This is a genomic window from Mesorhizobium sp. M0174, from assembly GCF_040322275.1.
Classification (GTDB): domain Bacteria; phylum Pseudomonadota; class Alphaproteobacteria; order Rhizobiales; family Rhizobiaceae; genus Mesorhizobium.
Genome location: NZ_JAMYTB010000008.1, coordinates 160,925 through 180,240, shown reverse-complemented (window position 1 = coordinate 180,240; position 19,316 = coordinate 160,925). Strand labels below are relative to the sequence as shown.

The window sequence follows — 19,316 nt, the reverse complement described above, 5'->3', positions numbered from 1 at the left end:
GGCCTCCCGGTTCTTTGCAACTTAGGCGATTGGCTTGTCGCAGATCAGCCTGCAATCGCCAGAGCGTGAGCGATCAGTTTCGCCACATAAACACAACGCTTCGATGAATCAGCGTCCTGCACCACCTCAAATCCAATCGCCTTATAGAACTTCAGCGCACCATCGTTCTCCGGCATGACTTCGAGGTGAATGCCGGTCGAGCCGCTCGCGGCAAGGCGCTGCTCGAGGAAGGCCATCGCGCGCCTGCCGATGCCTTTCCCGCGCGCTTGCGGCAACAGGTCGATATGGCCGTGCGACGGATAGGCGGTCAGCGCAGGCGGGACAGCGAAATCGGGATGATGGACCCGGTGCCGCGCCCAGTCGCTGCCACGCCAGCGTGAGCTGTCGGGTCCCGGGTCTGCCACGCGCCGCTGTAGGTCCGGGTACCAGTCTGATGCCAGGCTGGCATTGAAAGCGGCTGTTTCGGCTGCGCCAAGCAGATAGCCGGCCGCACCTGTCGGGCTATCGATAATAAAGGCCAGATCGGGTTCGAGGGCCTGGTAGGGAATGGTGTAGAGCAGGCCGAGCAGGTCCGGGTCGTCCTGTCGGCCGCTGGCGTCCTTGCCAGCATCGCCGGTCTTGAGACAGATCATCGCAAGTGCCGGATGATCGGCGGCGGTCGCCCAGCGCAGGAAGAAACCGCCGCCGAAATCGATGATCATGGCGGCAGCAGCCGGAAATCCTTGCCCTCGGGCAAAAGCTGCCCGCCGTCGACGATGATGGTCGTGCCGGTGATGTAGGCGGCGTCATCCGAGGCCAGGAACAGGAAGGCATTGGCCACATCGCGTGGGCTGCCGAGACGGCCGAGCGGGATGGCGTCTTCCATGTTCTTGATGAAGGCCGCACCGCGGTGCTGCTCTATGCCTTCGGTGAGGATGTTGCCGGGCTCGACGCCGTTCACGGTGATGCCGTACGCCGAGAATTCGAGAGCCGCCGAACGGATGAGGCCGTTGATACCGGCCTTGGTCGCCGAATAGTGGCCATGACCGGGGCTGGTGACGTGCGGGCCGGTGATGGAGGAGGTGAACAGCATGCGGCCAAAATGCTGTGCCTTCATCGGCACCAGCGCCGCGCGTGCGGCGATGAAGCTGCCACGCAAGTTCACCGCCATGACCCGGTCCCAATCGTCGGGACTCGTGTTTTCCAGCAATTGCCAAGGATAGATTCCGGCATTCTGCACCATGATGTCGAGCCGGCCGTGACGGTCGAGCGCCAGTGCAACAGCAGCCTCGGCATCGGCCATCTGCGAGATGTCGGTGCGAATGAAGGCGGCGCCAAGCTCGTCCGCAGTCGCTTGCCCGGCCTCAACCTCGGTGTCGGCCAGGACCAGCTTCGCGCCCTCCTCGGCAAAGCGCTGTGCGATCGCCTTGCCGATCCCGCGTGCGCTTCCGACGACCAGCGCGACCTTATCTTCCAGACGGCCGGTCATGCCAGCCTCTGGCGAATGGTCTGCTTGAATGCGTCGAGCAGCACGGCGGCGAGCACCAGCAGGCCATGGATCACCTGGGTGAAGTTGGCCGGCAGGCCCATCAAATTGATCGCTGTGTTGATGGCCGAGAGCAGCAGCACGCCGGCATAGACGCCGGGCAAGGTGCCGACGCCGCCCTTCAGGCTGACGCCGCCGATGACGACCGCGGCGAAGGCATTGAACAACAGGCCGACGCCGAGATTGGCGGTTGCGCCGGAGGTGCGGATTGCCAGCAGCCAGCCAGCAAGACCGGCAATGGCGCCGGCGAGAACGAAGGCTATGACCAGGTTGCGGTTGACGCGGATGCCGGCGCGAAAGGTCGCAGTCTCGTTGCCGCCGATCATGACCAGGTGCCGGCCGAAGGGCGTCTTGGCCATGATCAGCGAGAAGACGATGAAACAGGCGATGGCGATCCAGGCGGTCAGCGGCAGGCCGCCCAGGCGCTGGATGGCGAACCAGCGGATTGCCGGCGCAAGGTCCTGTGCCGAGCGGCCGCCGGAAATGACCAGCACCAGGCCGCGCACCCAGATGTAGGAGGCCAGCGTGATGATGAAGGCACTCATCTTCACCTTGACCACCAGGTAGCCGTTGATGACGCCGATGAGGCCGCCTACGGCAAGGGCGATGAGCAGCGAAACCGGAACCATCAGCCATTGCGGCTGCAACTGGATGCCAAGGCCGATGCCCGACGAGCAGAACAGAATGCCGACCGCCATGGCGCTGAGCGCCGCCACCGATTCGACAGACAGGTCCATATGGCCGGCGATGATGACCAGCGCCAAGCCGATCGACATGACGCCGAGCACGCTCGACGCCTCGATGATGTTGGCGAAGATGCCGAGCTGAAAATAGTTCGGGATAAGGATGGAAAAGACCACCAGCACGAAGACCAGCATGAACCAGACGAGATTGTCGAGGATGAACTCGAGGGTTTGGCGCGTGCGGGGGTTCATCTCAGGATCCGGTTGGCGCCGACCCCGAAAAACCACTCGGTTTTCGGACTATCAGGCGCGGTTGAAAATTGCTGCAGCATTCCCGTGCGCGTCCGTTCGAACGCACCGGAGCTGCAGGGCAGGGCTCCGGGCCGGCATGGCCCGGAGCTTCTGGCGAGTTCGCTATTCGACCGGCTTTATGGTTTCGGTCGGCGGCTTCATGTTGCCCCAGAAGGCCGGGTTATCGACATTTTCCTTGGTGATCGCAGCGCCGGGGATCTTGATGTTCGGCCCCCACGCTTCCTTGGTCAGGGTCGATTTCAGGCCAAGCACGTCATATTCACCTGGCTTGATCTCCTGCTTGTTGACCACCTTGTCCATGAACATCGCGACCGCCGCAGCCTGGGCGTAGAGCGGCTGCTCGACTTCGACATTGAGCCAGCCCTTGCGGATCAGGTCGAGGCCGACCGGAGCGCCGTTCGAGCTCATCAGCATGACGTCGCCCGGTTTCTTGCCGGCGGCCTCGAGCGAGGCGACGGCGGCGACCGAAAGATGCGCGGCGTGGCTGAAGATCAGGTCGATGTCGGGGTTGGCGAGCATCTGGTCGGCAACGATGGTGCCGGCGTTACTGGCCTCCCATTGCATAGCCGGCAGCGAGATGATCTTGACGTCCGGGAACGCCTTCATCTTCTCCTCGAAACCCTTCTGGATGTCGAGCGTGTAGGGGTCGCCCGGATCCCCGAGCACCTGCAGGATCTTGCCCTTCACCGAGCCGTTCTTCGCGGTCAGCAGCTTTTGCGCCTGATCGGCGGCGACGTAGCCGATCTCGACGGTTCCGGCCACCGAGGTGAAGTCGGACGGGGTCGAGGTTATCTGGCGGTCGAACTCGACGACCGGGATGCCGGCGGCACGGGCCGCCTCGACCGACGGCTTCAGCGCATTGAAATCGACGGCGGCAAGGATGATCGCCGCCGGCTTCAGCGCGATGACGTCGTTCATCTGCGATTGCTGCGCGTCGGTCTTGTTGTCGGCGTTCAGCGTCTTCATCTCGTAACCGACCTGCTTCAGGAACAGTTCCAGCGCGCTCACCGAGCCGGTCTGGAACTCATCGAGCAATGTCGGCACCATGTAGTAGACGGTGCCCTTCGACTGAGCGAATGCCGGCGTGAGCGTGGCAAAGGCCAGTGCCAGGATACCGAAGACGGAAAGAAGTATTTTCTTCATGTCGTTCGCTCCTCTTGCGCCGGACCCCTCATTTGTCCCTCAGTTCGCCGGTCCGGCACCGGCGAGCGTCTCTCCGGTGATCATGTTGATCACCGCGTCGGGACTTGTTTTGTTGCGTGCGACATCGCCAGCCACGACACCTTGCCGGATCACCACGATCCGGTCGGCGACCTGGAAGGCCTGTTGCATGATATGGGTGATGATGACGACGCCGATGCCCTGGCTCGCCACCTGGCGGATCATGTCGAGGCCGCGCCGCGTCTGCTCGACGCCGAGCGCCGCGAACGGCTCGTCGAGAAGCACCAGCTTGCCGCCAAAATGCACGAACCGATTGAGCTCGATGGCCTGCCGCTGGCCGCCGGAAAGATGCTCGACATTGGTGCGAAGCGAGGGAATGCGGGTGCCGGCGCTGGCCAGTGCCCTTTGTACCACCTGCTCCATCGCGCGCTCGTCGAGTACCGGAATGCCGAGAACCTTCCTGGTGATCTCGCGGCCCATGAAGAAATTGGCGACCACGTCGACGTTGGTGCAAAGCGACAGGTCCTGGTAGACCGTCTCGATCCCAGCGGCCTTGGCCTCGGCGGGAGATTTGGCCAGGAATTCCTTGCCTTCGAACAGCATGCGGCCGGAGGTCGGCTCGAGGCCGCCGGCAATGATCTTGACCAGCGTCGATTTGCCGGCGCCGTTGTCGCCCAGAAGCGCCACCACTTCGCCCTTGCCGATCGAAAAGCTGATGCCTTTCAGCGCTTCGATGGCGCCGTAATTCTTGGCGACGTTGTCGAGCACCAGCAGCGGTTCACTCATGCCGCGATCCCCTTGTTATGCAAGAGATCCCGACCGCGTTCGCGTTCGGCGGTGAAGATCTGGCCGAAGCGCGGCGAAAGCACCCCCGAAACGGCAAGTGCGGCGGCGCCGCGCAACACCGCATGCTGGCCGCCGCGTGCGACGCTGACGCGGGGCGTCGTGCGATCGCTTCGCGCCGAGACCGAATTGGGCAGGTGCGCGGCCGCGCCGGCAAGCCTTTCGAGCAGGTCGGTGGATGCCAGTCCGCCGAGGATGATGGTTTCGGGGTCGAACAGGTTTTCGATGATGGTGACGGCGTTGCGGAATATCGGCGCAATCTCGCTCACCCACTCGGCGTCGGCGATTTTGCGGCGCCGCAGCGCCTCGAGCGAGAGATACCGTTCGAGGCAGCCGCGATTGCCGCACGGGCACGGCTCGCCGCCCGGCACAGCAGGAATGTGGCCGATCTCGCCGGCATTTCCCCAGGCGCCGCGCAATGCGGCCCCATCATGCACCATGACGCCGCCGAGGCCGACACCGAAATAGAGATAGTAATATTCGGAATATGCCGTCCCGAGGCCGTAGAGGCGCTCGCCGATAGCCGCCGCCGCCATGTCGGTTTCGAAAAAGGCCGGCAGCCCGGTTGAGGCGGCCAGCCGCTCGCGCAGCGCCACATCCTTCCAGCCGGTCATGGTGGTCGGCCCCACAAAGCTCATGGACTCCACGCCGAACGGTCCGGGCAGCGCCATGCCGATGCCGAGAACGCGGCCACCGGGCCGCAATGCCGTCAATTCGAGCACCATGGCGCCGATCAGGTCGAAAGCGTGGTCGGGCGTTGCATTTGGGGCTTCGCGGTAGGTGCTCTCGATAACATCGCCGCTTAGGTTGATCAGGGCGGCATTGATGCCCAGCGGGGTGACGTGGATGCCGACGGCATAGCCGCCTTCCGGATTGATGCGCAGCGTCGCCGGTGGCAGGCCGCGCCCCTTGGGCTCTTCGCGCAGCGACAACACGTAACCGTGCTCTTCCAGCTCGCGAACGATGGTCGACACCGTCTGCACGGTGAGCCCGACGCGTCTTGCAATGTCGCCGCGGGCAATCGGTCCGTGAAGGCGGATGGATTCGAGCACGATGCGCCGATTATACGGCCGCCCGAACTCCTGATTGGTTCCCCGCAGTGCCATGCCTTGCGCCCTCGAGAGAGGTCAGACTGGCACCGAAGATTTATTCAGTCAAATGGAATTCAAAAATAAAATTGACACCCCGTACGGAGCGAACCTGGCGGATGGCCGCTCAGAGGCATGGTCAATACCGGATGGCACGGCGCTCCAGCAGAACCACGATTGCGAAGATCGCGATTGACAAGGACGACGACAGCACGATCGCCGCATAGAGCCGATCTGATTGATAGTTGAAGGTCGCCTGGATGATGAGCGCGCCAAGGCCCTTGTCCGACCCGATCCACTCGCCGACGATGGCTCCGATCACGGCCGTGGCCGAAGCGATTCGTAACGAGGAGAACAGCATCGGCAATGCTCTTGGCAGGCGCAGGCTCCACAAGATCTCCCAGCGCGTGGCCGACAGCACTCGGAACAGTTCGTGCTCGTTGTCGCTGGCCGAGTCCAGCCCGCGGATCATGCTGACCAGCGTCGGGAGGAAGCAGATCACCGCCGCGATCACGATCTTCGGCGTCATGCCGAGCCCGAAGGGAGCAGCCCGGCTCCCTAGAGGTACCGCTCGACCTTCTTGCCGACGGTCAGAAACCCCAGCGGATCGATTGCCTCGCCGTTGTGGCGGACCTCGTAATGCAGATGCGGGCCGGTTGAGCGGCCGCTGTTGCCAGTCTTGCCGATGATGTCTCCGGCATCGAGCTTCTGTCCGACGGCGACGTCGATTTCGCTGAGATGCCCGTAACGCGTCACAAAACCGTTGCCGTGGTCGACCTCGATCATGCGGCCGTAGCCGCCGTTCCAGCCGGCCTTGACGACCACGCCGGCTGCCGTGACCTTGGCCGGCATACCGATCGGCGCCCTGAAATCCATGCCGGAATGCAAGGCGGCCGTGCCGAGGATAGGGTCGGTGCGCACGCCGAACGGGCTGGTGACGCTATGGCCGGGCGCGGGGTTGGCGAGCGGCAGCCGCCGCGCTTCCTTTTTAAGATGATCCAGCGCATCAAGAGCCTCGTCCAACTCCTTGACCTTGCTGTCGAAGACCAACGAGCTGTCGAGTGGTATCAGCGGGCCACCGACGTCGCTCTTTTCGAAGTCGCTATCGACGGGCAGGCCGGCGGCCTCGAGCGCCTGCGAGATCGCGTCGGCGCTTTTGTAGGCATTGTCGGCAAGTGTGGCGATGCGGGTGAGCTGCTGGCTCTCGATGGCCTTCAGCGAGTTGTTGATCGAGACGAAGAGCTTGTCTGCCCGGTCGGCCGCGCTTTCGCTCGGCAGCGGATCGGCGCGGGTCGACCACAGTGAGAACGGCCTGGTGTCGTTGCTGGGAAGGGGGGCAGCAAGGCTGGCGACGGAATAGGCCATCGGCTGGATGCTGCCGGTCGCGTCGGCATGTTCGTCCGGCTTTGCCGTCGGCACGGGCGGCGTTGCGACCTCGTTTTCGGCTCGTTCGAGGATCGGCCCGAGGCGGCCGTGACGCAGGCTGAGCTGGCTCTGCCGTTCCAGCAACTCGCTGACCTTGGTTTCCATCAGCTGCTGATCGAGTAGCTGGCGGCTGGTGATGCGGTCGACCTGGCTGCGCAGTGCCGAGATGCGGTCTTCGTAGGCCTGCTGCATGCGCGCCTGCCGCGCCGTCGTGGCGCCGATCAGGTCGTCGCGCAGCACCAGATAAGAGGTCGCCAGCAGGTAGCCGATGACGATCGCCGCCAGCGCCGAGCCGCAAAATGCCGCAAGCCACGGGCGTATGGTGAAATGCCTTATCTGGTCGCCCCGGGCGATGATGACCGTGTGAGGCTCTTTGCGTCTGCCGAAGACCGCTGACTGACTGGCTACGTTCACGGGACCAAGCTTTCGTTACGACACCAACGACGAGCCTGATTACACATTATTAGGGTTAACAAAGTTTTGCCGGATCGAACGACAGGCAAAGGTCTTCGCGCAAAACGGGTATCGCATTGCGGCGGCCTGGCGCAGCTCTCAAAGAGCGCGAATCGCGTTCAGCACCTCTTCGGCGTGCCCCTTGACGCGGACGTTGCGCCAGATCCTGGCGATGCGTCCGTCGCGGCCGATCAGGAACGTCGCCCGCTCGACGCCCATATAGGTGCGGCCGTAGAGCTTCTTTTCCACCCACAAATGGTAAGCCTCGATCACTTTGCGCTCTTCGTCGGCGACAAGATCGACGCTCAGATCGTACTTCGCCTTGAATTTGTCGTGTTTCTTGGCGCTGTCCGGCGAGAGCCCGATGACGACAGCGCCGGCCTTTTCGAACTCTGGCTTCAACTGCGAAAAGCCGATCGCCTCGTTGGTGCAGCTTGTGGTGTCGTCCTGTGGGTAGAAATAGAGTACGATGGGTTTTCCCAGCAATGCGGCGAGGCTGAGTGAACCGCCGCCGTCGCGCGGAAGATCGAATTGCGGCGCAACATCGCCCACGTCGAGGTCAGCCATACCGATGCCCTTGTTTGAAGTTACGCGCCAGGCTGCACCGATATAATGTCGAGCGAGGATTCGTCCACGATCGAATTCGTCTCAACGGAAGATTGCGTGGATCAGGAGCTACCGCAGCACGAGAAGATCAGGTTCAGGCGTGACGAGATCACCGACCTGGGAACCTTTCCGTCCGCGTGCCGCGTCCCGCCGCTCGGCCAGGCGTCGATCGGTCGCGGCGTCCGTTTGATGGCGCGGCTGTTTGCCGGCCTCGTCGCCCTTGTGCTGCTGGCTGCCGCCGGCGTCTACGCGATCGGCGTATCCGGCTTCGGCTCGGAGCGGCTTCGCGCGGAAGCCGAAACGGCAATCGAGAAATTGGCCGGCTTCGATGTCGACGTTGCCGTCGGACCGGCCCGGCTGACGCTTGACGGGTCGAGCTTCATTGCGCTGCAGGTCAGCGACGTCAGCCTCAAGACCGCCGACGGAACACCGATGGCCGACGCCGGCCGGGTCCGCTTTGGCATCCGGCTGATCCCGTTGCTTTCGGGCGAGGTGCGGCTGACCAGCGCCCGGATTTCCGACGCGCACATCGTCATGGCGGCAATGCCGTCCGGCGGTGACTGGACGGCGGAGCTGCGCAACCAGGACGGCCTCATCGATCCGGAAAAACTTTCCGCCGCCGTCTTCGCCAACCTCAACCGGGCGCTCGATGCGGTGCGCGAGGATTCGATGCGCCAGATCGATCTGCGCAACGTCGAGCTGGTACTGCCCGAGACCGGATCTGTCGAGTCGGTCACCATCGCCGACGCCTCAGTCTCGCAATCGGGACCGGGAAGCATGGAGTTTTCATCCGACGCGGATGTCGACGGCAGGGCGCTCACCATCGCCGCTTCCGCCACCCGCGATCCGGCGACGCGACGCATCACCATGCTGGACGCCAGCATCCAGACGGCGGACGCCGACGCTGCGGCAGCAGGTGGCAAATTGGGCGCGATCGCCTTGAAGCTGGCGGGGTCGGAAGGGACCGGCGACAACGGTTCGCGGCTGACCGCTGCCCTGTCGCTGACCGGATCGGTGCTCGATCTCGGTTCGCGCGGCCTGCTTCCGGCCGATATCGATCTCGATGCGACGCTCGTCGCCGGGTCGAACAAGATCCAGGTCGACAGTTTGCTGCTGAAAACCGGCCGCTCGACCTTCGATTTCGCCGGTTCGATCGGGCCGAAGCCGGCTACCGGCACAGCCGGCGAGGAGCCATCCTATCGTTACGACCTCACCAGCGACGGTTCGACCCTGGCGCCTTCGGATTCGCCGGAGCCGGCGCTCAGCTTCATCGCCCGTATTGCCGGCCTCTACCAGCCGACGAGCCAAAAGCTGATCGCCGAGCAGATCGGCGTCCGGTCCGGACCCGGCAGCGAAGTGCTGGGCACGGCTTCGGTTTCATACGTCGCCAACCAGGCGCCGGGCATATCGGTGGCGCTCAATGTCCACGACATGCCGGTCTCGCACGTCAAGCAATTATGGCCGTGGTTTTCGGCGCGCAATGCCAGGCTGTGGGTGCTTAAGAACCTGTTCGGCGGCCGCGTCGCCAATGGCAGCCTGCAATTCCAGGTCGTGCCCGGACGGCTCGGCAACGGCGTGCCGCTTTCCGCCGATGAAGTGTTCGGCCGCTTCCAGGTCGAAGGATCGCGCTTCGACACGGCCGGCCGCATTCCGCCGATCCGCGATGCCGTCGGCGTCGTCGGCTTCCACGGCAACGACGTCGACGTCGCGCTGTCGTCGGGTAGCGTCTATATGCCGAGCGGCCGCACCGTGGCGGCAAGCAACGGCACGCTTACCGTCAAGGCGGCGAACCATCCGCCGGTGATCGGCGCGCTCGACATCGATGTCGCCGGCGAGGCGCCGGCAATCGCCGAACTGGCATCGTTTGATCCGATCAACGCTATGCGCCATGTCGGCCTGCTGCCGGACGACCTGTCCGGCACGGTGACCGGCCACGTCAAGGCTGATATTCCGCTGCAGTCCGGTGTCGACTCGTCCAAACTCGATTGGCTGGTGGCGCTCGACTACAAGGACCTGTCGCTTGCCAAGCCGTTCGAGGGCCAGACGGTCAGCCATGCCGACGGCTCGATCACGGTCGCGCCCGACCGGGCGGTGATCTCGGCCAAGGCACTGCTCAACGGGATTCCGGCCGAGCTCGACCTGATTGAGCCGCTGAGGGATGGCGGTCCGCCGCGCAGTCGTAAAGTAGCGCTGGTGCTCGACGACAAGACGCGCGCCAGCGCCATGCCTGGCCTGTCGACACTGCTTTCCGGAACCATCAAGGTGGCAATCGACAAGAGCGGCGCCGGCTACCAGAACGTGTCGGCCGACCTGACCAATGCCAGGCTGGACATTCCCTGGGCCGGCTGGAGCAAGGGCCCCGGCATTCCCGCCAAGGTCGTCTTCGCCATGGCGAAGACCGGCGACACCACGACGCTGTCCAATTTCGAACTCGACGGCAAGACCTTCTCCATCGACGGCAGCGCCGTGCTGATTAACGGCGCCTTGTCCTCGGCCCGGTTCAGCAAGGTCACGTTGAACAGGGGCGACGACGTCGCCGTCTCGGTGAAGCGGTCGGGCAAGGCCTATGCGGTCGAGGTCAGCGGCAGCGCGTTGGACGCACGCTCGCTGATCAAGCAATTCACGTCCGATGTCGATACCGCGACGAAGACCACCGGCGTCGATGCGATCTCGGTCAGCGCCGACGTCAGCTCCCTGACCGGCTTCCACGACGAGGTGCTGTCGAATCTGAAGCTCGACTACAGCGCCGCCGGCTCCAGAGTGAACGGGCTCAAGGTGAGCGCCACCGCAAGTTCGGGAGCCGCGATCACCGTCAGCAACACGACCGGCGGCGGCCTGCGAACGCTCAACATGAAGTCGGCCGACGCCGGCGCCATACTGCGCTTCCTCAACATCTACGAGCATATGGAAGGCGGCTCGATCACGTTGGCGCTCACCGGGGCCGGCGACGGGCCGATGAAGGGCCAGGTCGACGCCAGGAATTTCGTTGTCGTCAACGAGCCGAAGCTCGCCTCGATCGTGTCGACGACGCCGGCCGGCGACAGCCGCAGCCTCAACGAGGCGGTCAAGGGCAATCTCGACACGTCGAGGGTGAAATTCGAGCGCGGCTTCAGCGAGATCGACAAGGGCAGTGGCTATCTGAAGCTGCGCAACGGCGTGCTGCGCGGCCCGCGCATCGGCACCACCTTCCAGGGCACGCTCTACGACCAGAACAACAACATGGACATGACCGGCACGTTCATGCCGGCCTACGGCGTAAACCGCATCTTCGGCGAACTGCCGGTGATAGGCGCGCTGCTCGGCAACGGCCGCGACCGCGGCCTGATCGGCGTCACCTACAGGCTCAAGGGCAACGCCAACAAGCCCAACCTGGAGGTCAATCCGCTATCGGTGATAGCGCCCGGGATCTTCAGGTCGATCTTCGAGTATCGGTGAGGTCAAAACCCAATTACCTCGAGCGACCGAGTTTTGATCTCAAGCGGCCGCTCGTCCGCCCGCGAATTCACGCCCATGATCCAAAGGCGACTGACGTCAGCCCGGGTTTAAATGGCCGCTTCCCGCCGCAATCTCGGCCATTGAGGTGACCGTTACCATTGCCTGACAGCAGACATTGTTGTGACCATGATGGAGGTCGCGCGGTTGCGCCATTTCTGGACATTCGGAACTAGCCATAAAGCAGACGTCGGTGCGAGTTCAGGATCAGTCCTCGCCAGCGTGCCTTCGAGGAACGGCATTCATGATGGCCTCCGCCAGTTCTTCGAGGACGGAGGTATCGCCGTTCGATGCGGCAAATAGCCTGAACTCCGCTTCTGGTAACTCTGGCAGACCGTAGCTTTCGGGTACCCTGACAAGGCCGTTTCTCAGCTGACTGGCGATCATCGGCGCTACAGCAAAGCCTGAGATGGCAGCCGCCCTCAGGCTGGAGTTGCTTGCGCAGATCATCACCGTGCGCTGGCTGATCCCGGCCTTGGCAAGCCGTTCAAGAGCAACTTCCCTGTAGGGGCAAGGTTCCGGCAACACCGCCAACGGCAGCGGGTCCGGAAGATTCACGCCGGTACGATCCCCCCATGCCCAGACAAGAGGCTCGCGCCACAGGAGGCGCCCCATCTCCTCACCCTCACATTGTGATCCGAGCACCAGTTCGATGTTGCCCTCCTTCATCTTCGAGAGGAGCGCACTCGGAATCCCGACTTGCACCTCGACCTGCAATCCGGGGCGATCAGCGCCGAATGCCTGCAAGGCGCGAAGGATGGGGACCTGTGCAAAGTCTTCCGAGAGGCCGACGCGAACCCTGCCGTGAAAGGGTGCCTGCGCCAGATCGGCCAAAGCATCCCGGTTAAGGGCGAGCATCGCCCGGGCATAGGCGAGCAGGCGCTCGCCATCGGGTGTCATCTCCAGCGAGCGCGTCGTCCTGTTGAGTAAGGGCTTTCCGACCTGCTCCTCGAGACGGCGCAGGTGCCCACTGACGGCCGACTGCGTAAGGTTTAGTCGCGCTCCTGCCCGACTGAAGCCGCCTTCGTCGAACACGGCGACGAACGTCCTGAGCAGGACCAATTCCAACATATATTCTGATCCATGATTAATATCGTCGATAATCTCAATTTCTATATCGAATTGAAATATGACGCAATGTGGTTCGTCACAATGAGCAAGGGTGATCCATGACCAAGCTACTGCATATCGTTTCCTCGCCCCGCAAAGAGCGTTCCGCCTCGCGTGAGGTCGCCGACGCCTTTGTTCAAAGCTATCGTGCTCGACGACCCGACTTGGAGATTTCAACGCTCGACCTATGGGATGTCGACCTCCCAGAATTCGGTGTGGACGCGATGTTGGCCAAATATGCGGGGCTCAGCGGCGCGCCGCTTACCCCTTCTCAACAGCAGGCATGGGCCACATTGCAAGAGTTGGCGCAACAACTGCACTGGGCGGATATTGTCCTGCTGTCGACGCCTCTGTGGAATTTCAGCATTCCCTACAAGCTCAAGCACTTCATCGACCTGGTATCGCAGAAGGACATCCTTTTCTCGTTCGATCCTGAACACGGGTTCGGAGGACTGCTCCGGGATAAGATCGCAGTGGTAGTCTACGCGCGAGGTCTCGACTATGCAGCGCAATCTATCACTCCGGCGCAGCGCTTCGATTTTCAAAAACCTTATATACAAGCGTGGTTGCGCTTCATCGGTATCGAAGATGTCCGCAGTCTAATCATCCAGAAGACCCTCTTTGGACCCGATATTGATCATGCGGCTCGCCAGGATGCGCGAGAGGCCGCGTCACGGCTGGCGGAAGACCTCCTGTCACGCACAACAGAGGCGATTGCATGATTATGAAGCGCTTGCTGCGGACAAGCGCGTTGATAACCCGTTCTGACCCCAGCTTGCACGTGCATCCCCGTCCACCCGGCGTAACAACTTTGGAGAACGGACGTCCGCAACGTCGCCTAAGCCGGGGCAGGCGCACCGATTCTACCTACGTCCGCTTTCAGGCAATGGATCAGTCTCGGCAAGGACCGTTTTGGATCAGATCAGGAGGCTGCTCGCGCGGAACTTAATGTCAGCTTGTATAGATCTCGCTTCTACGAGCAGGCGGTCCGCTTCCGGCCCCGAACAAGACGTTCATCGAAGCGCCGCAGAACGTCCGCAATTTGCGCTACCTGCTCCTTCCGATCGATGAGACGAATGGCATCTCGGCCATTCTCGGGAGCTAGCCGATTAACCTCGGCCGTGATTCCGAACCTAAGGTCCAGCGCCGCAAGATGAAACCGGTTTCGGAAAAGATCTAACAGGAAGGGCGGGCCCTGGTCAGACCGGCCGCACCAGAACGTGCTTCTTCTTGCCGAGCGACAGCTTTGCGACGTTTTCCGGCCCCAGATCCTGCAGCGTCACCATCCTGCGATCGTCTGACACGGGCTGATCGTTAAGGCGCATGGCGCCGCCCTGGATATGCCGCCGTGCCTCGCCGTTGGACGCAGCCAGCCCGGCGGTGACGAACAGCGACAATATGCCGACGCCGGCTTCAAGATCGGCCCTGCCCACCTCGACTGTTGGCAGTGTTTCGGCGAGCGCCCCTTCTTCGAACGTCTTGCGCGCCGTTTCGCTGGCCTCCTCTGCCGCCCCGCGGCCATGCAGCATGGCGGTGATTTCGGTGGCGAGGATCTTCTTGGCTTCGTTGATCTCCGAGCCGCCGAGCCGTTCGAGGCGCGCGACCTCGGCGAGCGGCAAGGTCGTATAGAGCTTGAGGAAACGGCCGACATCGGCATCCTCGGTGTTGCGCCAATATTGCCAGAAGTCGTACGGGCTCAACATCTCCGCATCGAGCCAGACCGCGCCCGAGGCCGACTTGCCCATCTTGGCGCCGGACGAGGTGGTGAGCAGCGGCGTCGTCAGCGCATAAAGCTGCGCGCCTTCCATGCGATGGCCGAGATCGATACCGTTGACGATGTTGCCCCACTGGTCGGAGCCGCCCATCTGCAGCCGGCAACCGAGGCGCTTGTAGAGCTCGACGAAGTCGTAGGCCTGCAGGATCATGTAGTTGAATTCGAGGAACGACAGCGACTGCTCGCGATCCAGCCGGAGCTTGACCGAATCGAAGGCCAGCATGCGGTTGACCGAAAAATGCCGGCCGACATCGCGCAGAAAATTGACGTAGTTGATATCCATCAGCCAGTCGGCATTGTTGATCATGACGGCGCCGTTCGGGCCGCTGCCGAATTTGAGGTAGGGCATGAAGTTGCGGCGGATGCCGGCGAGATTGTTCTCGATATCCTGCGGCGTCAAAAGCTTGCGGGCCTCGTCCTTGAACGACGGATCGCCAATCATCGAGGTGCCGCCGCCCATCAGCGCGATCGGCCGGTGGCCGGTCTGCTGCAGCCAGTAAAGCATCATGATCTGGATCAGCGACCCGGCATGCAGGCTCCTCGCGGTGGCGTCGAAGCCGATATAGGCGCTCACCGTTTCCGTGGCGAAAAGCTGGTCGAGGCCGGCATCGTCCGAGGTCTGGTGGATGAAACCGCGCTCGCTCATGGTGCGCAGGAAATCGGATTTGAAGGCGGACATTTTCTTTCCCGAAAAGCTTCCGGCCGAACGCGGCCCGGCTGTGCATGAAGGCGGGCGTTTAGCACTCAAGCGCGATCAGCAAAAGTGGAATCCGGTTTTGCGTCCGATCACGCTTCGGATGGTTTTGCGCGATCAGCAAAAGTGGAATCCGGTTTTGTGTCCGCGCGGATAGCGTGCGGCCTGCTTGCGTCATTGTTTCGGCTGGCGTAATGAGGCGCCGCGCCAGCGGGGCTCTTCCTCTGGACCGCGCGGCATCGATCGAATGCCATATCCTGTGACAGAGTCGAGATGCCGGAGATATCCATCGTCATTCCTTGCCGGAACGAGGCGGCGAACCTGCCGCTTCTGCTCGACGAGATCGGCACTGCCATGGCCGGGCGGGACTTCGAGGTCATCGTCGTCGACGATGGCTCGACAGACGATACGCCTTCGGTGCTTGCAGCAGAGGCAGCGCTTCGCCGGTTTCCGCTGCGCCATCTCAGGCATGAAAAATCCGCCGGACAGTCGCTCTCGGTGCGCTCAGGCGCCTGGGCGGCGCGGGGCGATATAGTCGCCACCATTGACGGCGACGGTCAGAACGACCCCGGTTATATCCCAGTGTTGATCGACGCGCTGCGGCAGGCTGGTCCCGAAGTCGGGGCCGCGCAGGGACAGCGTCTGAAGCGCCGCGACAGCAAGATCAAGCAACTGGCGTCGCGTTTCGCCAACGGGCTGAGAAAAGCCATCCTGCACGACGAGACGCGGGATACCGGCTGCGGCCTCAAGGCGATTCACACCGACATTTTGCGGAAATTGCCCTTCTTCGACGGCACCCATCGCTTTGTTCCAGCGCTGGTCATCCAGGAGGGCTACCGCGTCGTCCATTGCGATGTCGTCGACCGCTCCCGCCGTCACGGCAAATCGAATTACGGCATCTTCGATCGCGGCCTTCAGGGCGTGCTCGATCTTGCCGGCGTCTGGTGGCTGCGCCGCAGGCGCCGCAGAATGCCCAAAGTAGAGGAAATCAGGCATGGGTAACGTGCTTCAGGAATTGGCGACCTGGCTTCACGATGTTTTCGTCAAGCAATTCGATGCCTGGGTGCTGCTCGGCTTCGTCGCCCAGTTCTTCTTCACCATGCGCTTTCTGGTGCAGTGGGTGGCGTCGGAAAAAGCCAAGCGCAGCGTCGTGCCGATTGCCTTCTGGTTCTTTTCGCTGTTCGGCGGCGGCCTGCTGCTGATCTACGCCATCCAGCGTCAGGATCCGGTGTTCATCGCCGGCCAGGCCATGGGCCTGTTGATCTATATCCGCAATCTCTGGCTGATCGCCAACGAGCGCAAGGCGGCGATGACCAAGGTCGATTGAGCCCGCCACCGGCCTGAACCGGTCGAGCAAGCAAGCAAGACTACTTGCCGTCCAGCCCGCCGTAGGACCTTACCAACTGGACCATGTCGGCCGAGTTGGCGGTCTCGCTCTCGAGCCCCTCGGCGACACCGACGCGGTCGCCGGCCGGGCGGTTCTGGCTGACTTTCCACTTGCCGCTGATTTCGGTGATTTCGATTTCCAGGCCGACGATGCCCTTGATCTGTGACTGGATGAAGGGTGCCGGCGCGTCGGTCACCGCCCACGGCGCCGGGCGGCTGCCCTCCTGCGACATCGTCAGATCGGAAATCTGCTCGGCCAGCCAATCCTGGTCTTCGATCACCGTGACGATGCCGCGCACCTGGACGATGGCGTAGTTCCAGGTCGGCACCACCTTGCCGGTTTCACGCTTGGTCTCGTACCAGGACGGCGTCACATAGGCATCGGCGCCCTGGAAGACGACCAGCACCGGCACCAGGGGACTGTCGGCCAAAAGCCGCCATTGCGGATTGGCCTTGGCCAGATGGGCGCGCAGCCTGCCGTTCGGCGGCACATCCGCGTTGAGCAGGGAGGGCGCGTCTAGAAGAAAGGGAATTGCGTTGGCGATCGGCCCCTCGGTGCCGTTCGACACCAGCAGGCCAAGCGGATGCGCCCGGATCAGCCCGTGCAGGACGTCCGGCCGTGTTTCCTGGAAGTGAGGCGGTTGGTACATCGCCGATTATCTCAGCCGCTTCGGCCGTGGGTCGGACAGTTCCCCGGCCAGCCGGCGGTCGAGGTAGTCCGCGCATTCCTCGATCAGAAGCTCCGCATGGTTGGCAAAGAAATGGTTGGCGCCGGGCAAGGTCTTCTGAGTGATGGTAATGCCTTTTTGCGTGTGCAGCTTGTCGACCAGGCCCTGCACGTCCTTGGGCGGCGCGACCTTGTCGGCGTCGCCGTGGATGATCAGGCCGGACGACGGGCATGGCGCCAGGAACGAGAAATCATAGGTATTGGGCTGGGGCGCGACCGAGATAAAGCCCTCGATCTCCGGCCGGCGCATGAGAAGCTGCATGCCGATCCACGAGCCGAACGAATAGCCGGCAACCCAGCAACTCTTCGAATCGGGGTGCAGCGACTGCACCCAGTCGAGCGCCGCCGCGGCGTCGGACAACTCGCCGGTGCCGTGGTCGAACTCTCCCTGGCTGCGGCCGATGCCGCGGAAATTGAAGCGCAGCGTGGTGAAATTGCGCTTCTGGAACATGTAGAAGAGGTCGTAGACGATCTTGTTGTTCATCGTGCCGCCGAACTGGGGGTGCGGGTGCAGGACGATGGCAATCGGCGCGCTCTTTTCCTTCGAGGGCTGATAGCGACCCTCCAGACGGCCGGCCGGACCGGTGAAAATGACCTCAGGCATGAAATACTCCACTTGGCATAAATTGCGCGGCGCCCGGAACAACTTTTCCTCTGGCCCCAGTTTTCCCTAGGCCTTGACGCAGGGCGAGCGTCTTTCTAGAAGCTAGTTTAGAATTGTTCAAAACTGGGCGGCCAAAACTGTGGCTCGGCCACCCGCGCCGCAAGCCGCGTAAATAGGACGTCTTGCCTTGCAATTTCAAGGAAATAACGCGCTATCTTCGCGGAACGGCTTTTGAAGGGACCAGTTGGACGGAAATGGCCGGAGCACGCGCCTATCTCGACTACAATGCCAGCGCGCCGCTGCTTGCCGCCGCGCGCGCGGCGGTGGTCGCCGCGCTCGACGTCGCCGCCAACCCGTCCTCCGTCCATGCCGAGGGCCGCGCTGCGCGGCGGCTGATCGAGGATGCCAGGCGCAATGTGGCGCGACTGGCCAACGCCAGGGCCGAGCATGTCGTATTCACCTCCGGCGCGACGGAAGCGGCCTCGACGCTGCTGACGCCGGACTGGCAGATGGGGCGCGGTGCTGTCCGTATGAGCCGGCTCTATGTGTCCGAGGCCGATCATCCTTGCCTGCTGAACGGCGGGCGTTTCCCAGCGGCGCAGGTGATACGGATCGGCGTCGACGCCGACGGCGTCGTCAGGCTCGACGTTTTGGCCGAGGCTCTCGCCCAGCATGACAAGGCCGAAGGCTTACCGCTGGTGGCCATCCACGCTGCCAACAATGAAACCGGCGTAATCCAGCCGGTCGGCCGCATCGCCGAAATCGTCAAGGCGGCGGGTGGCATCCTGGTCGTCGATGCCGTGCAGGCAGCCGGCCGCATTCCGCTCGATATATCAGAGGCTTACGCAGACTATTTTATTCTCTCGTCGCACAAGATCGGCGGCCCCAAGGGCGTCGGCGCCATTGTCGCGGCGTCGGACCTGATGATGCCAAAACCGCTGGTCAGCGGCGGCGGCCAGGAAAAGGGCCATCGGGGCGGCACCGAAAACCTGGCGGCGATTGCCGGGTTTGGTGCGGCCGCTAGCGAAGCGTCTGCCGGCTTGCAAACGATCGAAGCGGTGCGGCAGCGTCGCGACGAAATCGAGGCGATCGTTAAAACGCTTGTTCCGGACGCCGAAATCTTCGGGACCGGCGCTGCAAGGCTTGCCAATACCACATTCTTCGCTATTCCCGGCATCAAGGCCGAGACGGCGCAGATCGCCTTCGACCTTGCCGGTGTGGCGCTGTCGGCCGGATCGGCCTGTTCGTCGGGCAAAGTCGGGCCGAGTCACGTGCTGAAAGCCATGGGTTACGGCGATAGCGTTGGCGCGTTGCGTGTGTCCATCGGCCACGCGACCAGCGCCAAGGATATCGAGCTGTTTCGCGCGGCGCTGGCGACGATCGTTGCACGGCAAGCCGGTAGGGAAAAGGTGAACAGGGAAAAGGCCGCCTGA

Annotated in this window: 18 protein-coding genes and 1 pseudogene; 6 read left to right on the top strand and 13 right to left on the bottom strand. The window is 62.9% G+C overall.

Annotated elements, in window-relative coordinates:
• Positions 1-44 precede the first annotated feature (44 nt).
• From NKJ13_RS18645 to NKJ13_RS18605, 9 genes and pseudogenes are all read right to left on the bottom strand, one after another.
• Entirely contained in the window at positions 45-701 is a 657-nt protein-coding gene (locus NKJ13_RS18645) for a GNAT family N-acetyltransferase (protein WP_352777993.1), read from the bottom strand.
• On the bottom strand, positions 698-1,468 hold the full coding sequence (locus tag NKJ13_RS18640; RefSeq protein ID WP_352738022.1) for an SDR family oxidoreductase: 771 nt from the start codon (positions 1,466-1,468) through the stop codon (positions 698-700). The genes NKJ13_RS18645 and NKJ13_RS18640 overlap by 4 nt, the downstream gene beginning before the upstream one ends.
• A complete protein-coding gene (locus tag NKJ13_RS18635) occupies positions 1,465-2,460 on the bottom strand; it encodes an ABC transporter permease (protein WP_254817612.1) in 996 nt (331 codons plus the stop codon). The genes NKJ13_RS18640 and NKJ13_RS18635 overlap by 4 nt, the downstream gene beginning before the upstream one ends.
• Before the next feature lie 162 nt (positions 2,461-2,622).
• Entirely contained in the window at positions 2,623-3,663 is a 1,041-nt protein-coding gene (locus NKJ13_RS18630; protein WP_254817613.1) for a sugar ABC transporter substrate-binding protein, read from the bottom strand.
• 39 nt (positions 3,664-3,702) lie between these two features.
• A complete protein-coding gene (locus NKJ13_RS18625; protein ID WP_254817614.1) occupies positions 3,703-4,467 on the bottom strand; it encodes an ATP-binding cassette domain-containing protein in 765 nt (254 codons plus the stop codon).
• On the bottom strand, positions 4,464-5,630 hold the full coding sequence (locus NKJ13_RS18620; RefSeq protein ID WP_352506457.1) for an ROK family transcriptional regulator: 1,167 nt from the start codon (positions 5,628-5,630) through the stop codon (positions 4,464-4,466). The genes NKJ13_RS18625 and NKJ13_RS18620 overlap by 4 nt, the downstream gene beginning before the upstream one ends.
• A 121-nt stretch (positions 5,631-5,751) precedes the next feature.
• Positions 5,752-6,153: pseudogene (locus NKJ13_RS18615) on the bottom strand (ABC transporter permease); the annotation flags it as partial.
• 17 nt (positions 6,154-6,170) lie between these two features.
• Positions 6,171-7,451, bottom strand: a complete 1,281-nt coding sequence (locus tag NKJ13_RS18610) for a M23 family metallopeptidase (protein ID WP_352738024.1) — start codon at positions 7,449-7,451, stop codon at positions 6,171-6,173.
• Positions 7,452-7,589: 138 nt separating this feature from the next.
• Entirely contained in the window at positions 7,590-8,057 is a 468-nt protein-coding gene (locus NKJ13_RS18605; RefSeq protein WP_352506455.1) for a peroxiredoxin, read from the bottom strand.
• 96 nt (positions 8,058-8,153) lie between these two features.
• Between NKJ13_RS18605 and NKJ13_RS18600 the strand changes: the two genes are divergently transcribed.
• The gene (locus NKJ13_RS18600) at positions 8,154-11,531 is read left to right on the top strand and encodes an AsmA-like C-terminal region-containing protein (protein WP_352506454.1); all 3,378 of its coding nucleotides are present in this window, start codon (positions 8,154-8,156) and stop codon (positions 11,529-11,531) included.
• A gap of 264 nt (positions 11,532-11,795) precedes the next feature.
• Here the strand turns inward: NKJ13_RS18600 and NKJ13_RS18595 are convergent, their stop codons facing one another.
• The gene (locus NKJ13_RS18595) at positions 11,796-12,659 is read right to left on the bottom strand and encodes a LysR family transcriptional regulator (RefSeq protein ID WP_352506453.1); all 864 of its coding nucleotides are present in this window, start codon (positions 12,657-12,659) and stop codon (positions 11,796-11,798) included.
• Between the two features lie 98 nt (positions 12,660-12,757).
• Here NKJ13_RS18595 and NKJ13_RS18590 point away from each other — a divergent pair, with 98 nt between their 5' ends.
• Entirely contained in the window at positions 12,758-13,420 is a 663-nt protein-coding gene (locus NKJ13_RS18590) for an FMN-dependent NADH-azoreductase (RefSeq protein ID WP_352689357.1), read from the top strand.
• Positions 13,421-13,897: 477 nt separating this feature from the next.
• Here the strand turns inward: NKJ13_RS18590 and tyrS are convergent, their stop codons facing one another.
• Complete coding sequence (gene tyrS, locus NKJ13_RS18585; RefSeq protein ID WP_352506451.1) at positions 13,898-15,151, bottom strand: tyrosine--tRNA ligase; 1,254 nt, start codon at positions 15,149-15,151, stop codon at positions 13,898-13,900.
• On the opposite strand from tyrS, the gene NKJ13_RS18580 reads away from it, so the two are divergent.
• The 3 genes from NKJ13_RS18580 (at position 15,138) to NKJ13_RS18570 (ending at position 16,493) form a co-directional block, all read left to right on the top strand.
• The gene (locus NKJ13_RS18580; protein WP_352506450.1) at positions 15,138-15,323 is read left to right on the top strand and encodes a hypothetical protein; all 186 of its coding nucleotides are present in this window, start codon (positions 15,138-15,140) and stop codon (positions 15,321-15,323) included. The two genes, tyrS and NKJ13_RS18580, sit on opposite strands and share 14 nt — an antisense overlap.
• Positions 15,324-15,439: 116 nt before the next feature.
• Positions 15,440-16,168 (top strand): glycosyltransferase family 2 protein, encoded by a 729-nt coding sequence (locus NKJ13_RS18575; RefSeq protein ID WP_352477338.1) that lies wholly within the window; start codon positions 15,440-15,442, stop codon positions 16,166-16,168.
• Positions 16,161-16,493 (top strand): lipid-A-disaccharide synthase N-terminal domain-containing protein, encoded by a 333-nt coding sequence (locus NKJ13_RS18570; protein ID WP_023674681.1) that lies wholly within the window; start codon positions 16,161-16,163, stop codon positions 16,491-16,493. The genes NKJ13_RS18575 and NKJ13_RS18570 overlap by 8 nt, the downstream gene beginning before the upstream one ends.
• Positions 16,494-16,533: 40 nt before the next feature.
• Here the strand turns inward: NKJ13_RS18570 and NKJ13_RS18565 are convergent, their stop codons facing one another.
• Complete coding sequence (locus NKJ13_RS18565; RefSeq protein ID WP_352506449.1) at positions 16,534-17,202, bottom strand: FMN-binding negative transcriptional regulator; 669 nt, start codon at positions 17,200-17,202, stop codon at positions 16,534-16,536.
• 6 nt (positions 17,203-17,208) lie between these two features.
• Positions 17,209-17,883, bottom strand: a complete 675-nt coding sequence (locus tag NKJ13_RS18560) for an alpha/beta hydrolase (protein WP_023674683.1) — start codon at positions 17,881-17,883, stop codon at positions 17,209-17,211.
• Between the two features lie 254 nt (positions 17,884-18,137).
• Here NKJ13_RS18560 and NKJ13_RS18555 point away from each other — a divergent pair, with 254 nt between their 5' ends.
• Positions 18,138-19,316 (top strand): cysteine desulfurase family protein, encoded by a 1,179-nt coding sequence (locus tag NKJ13_RS18555; RefSeq protein ID WP_352506448.1) that lies wholly within the window; start codon positions 18,138-18,140, stop codon positions 19,314-19,316.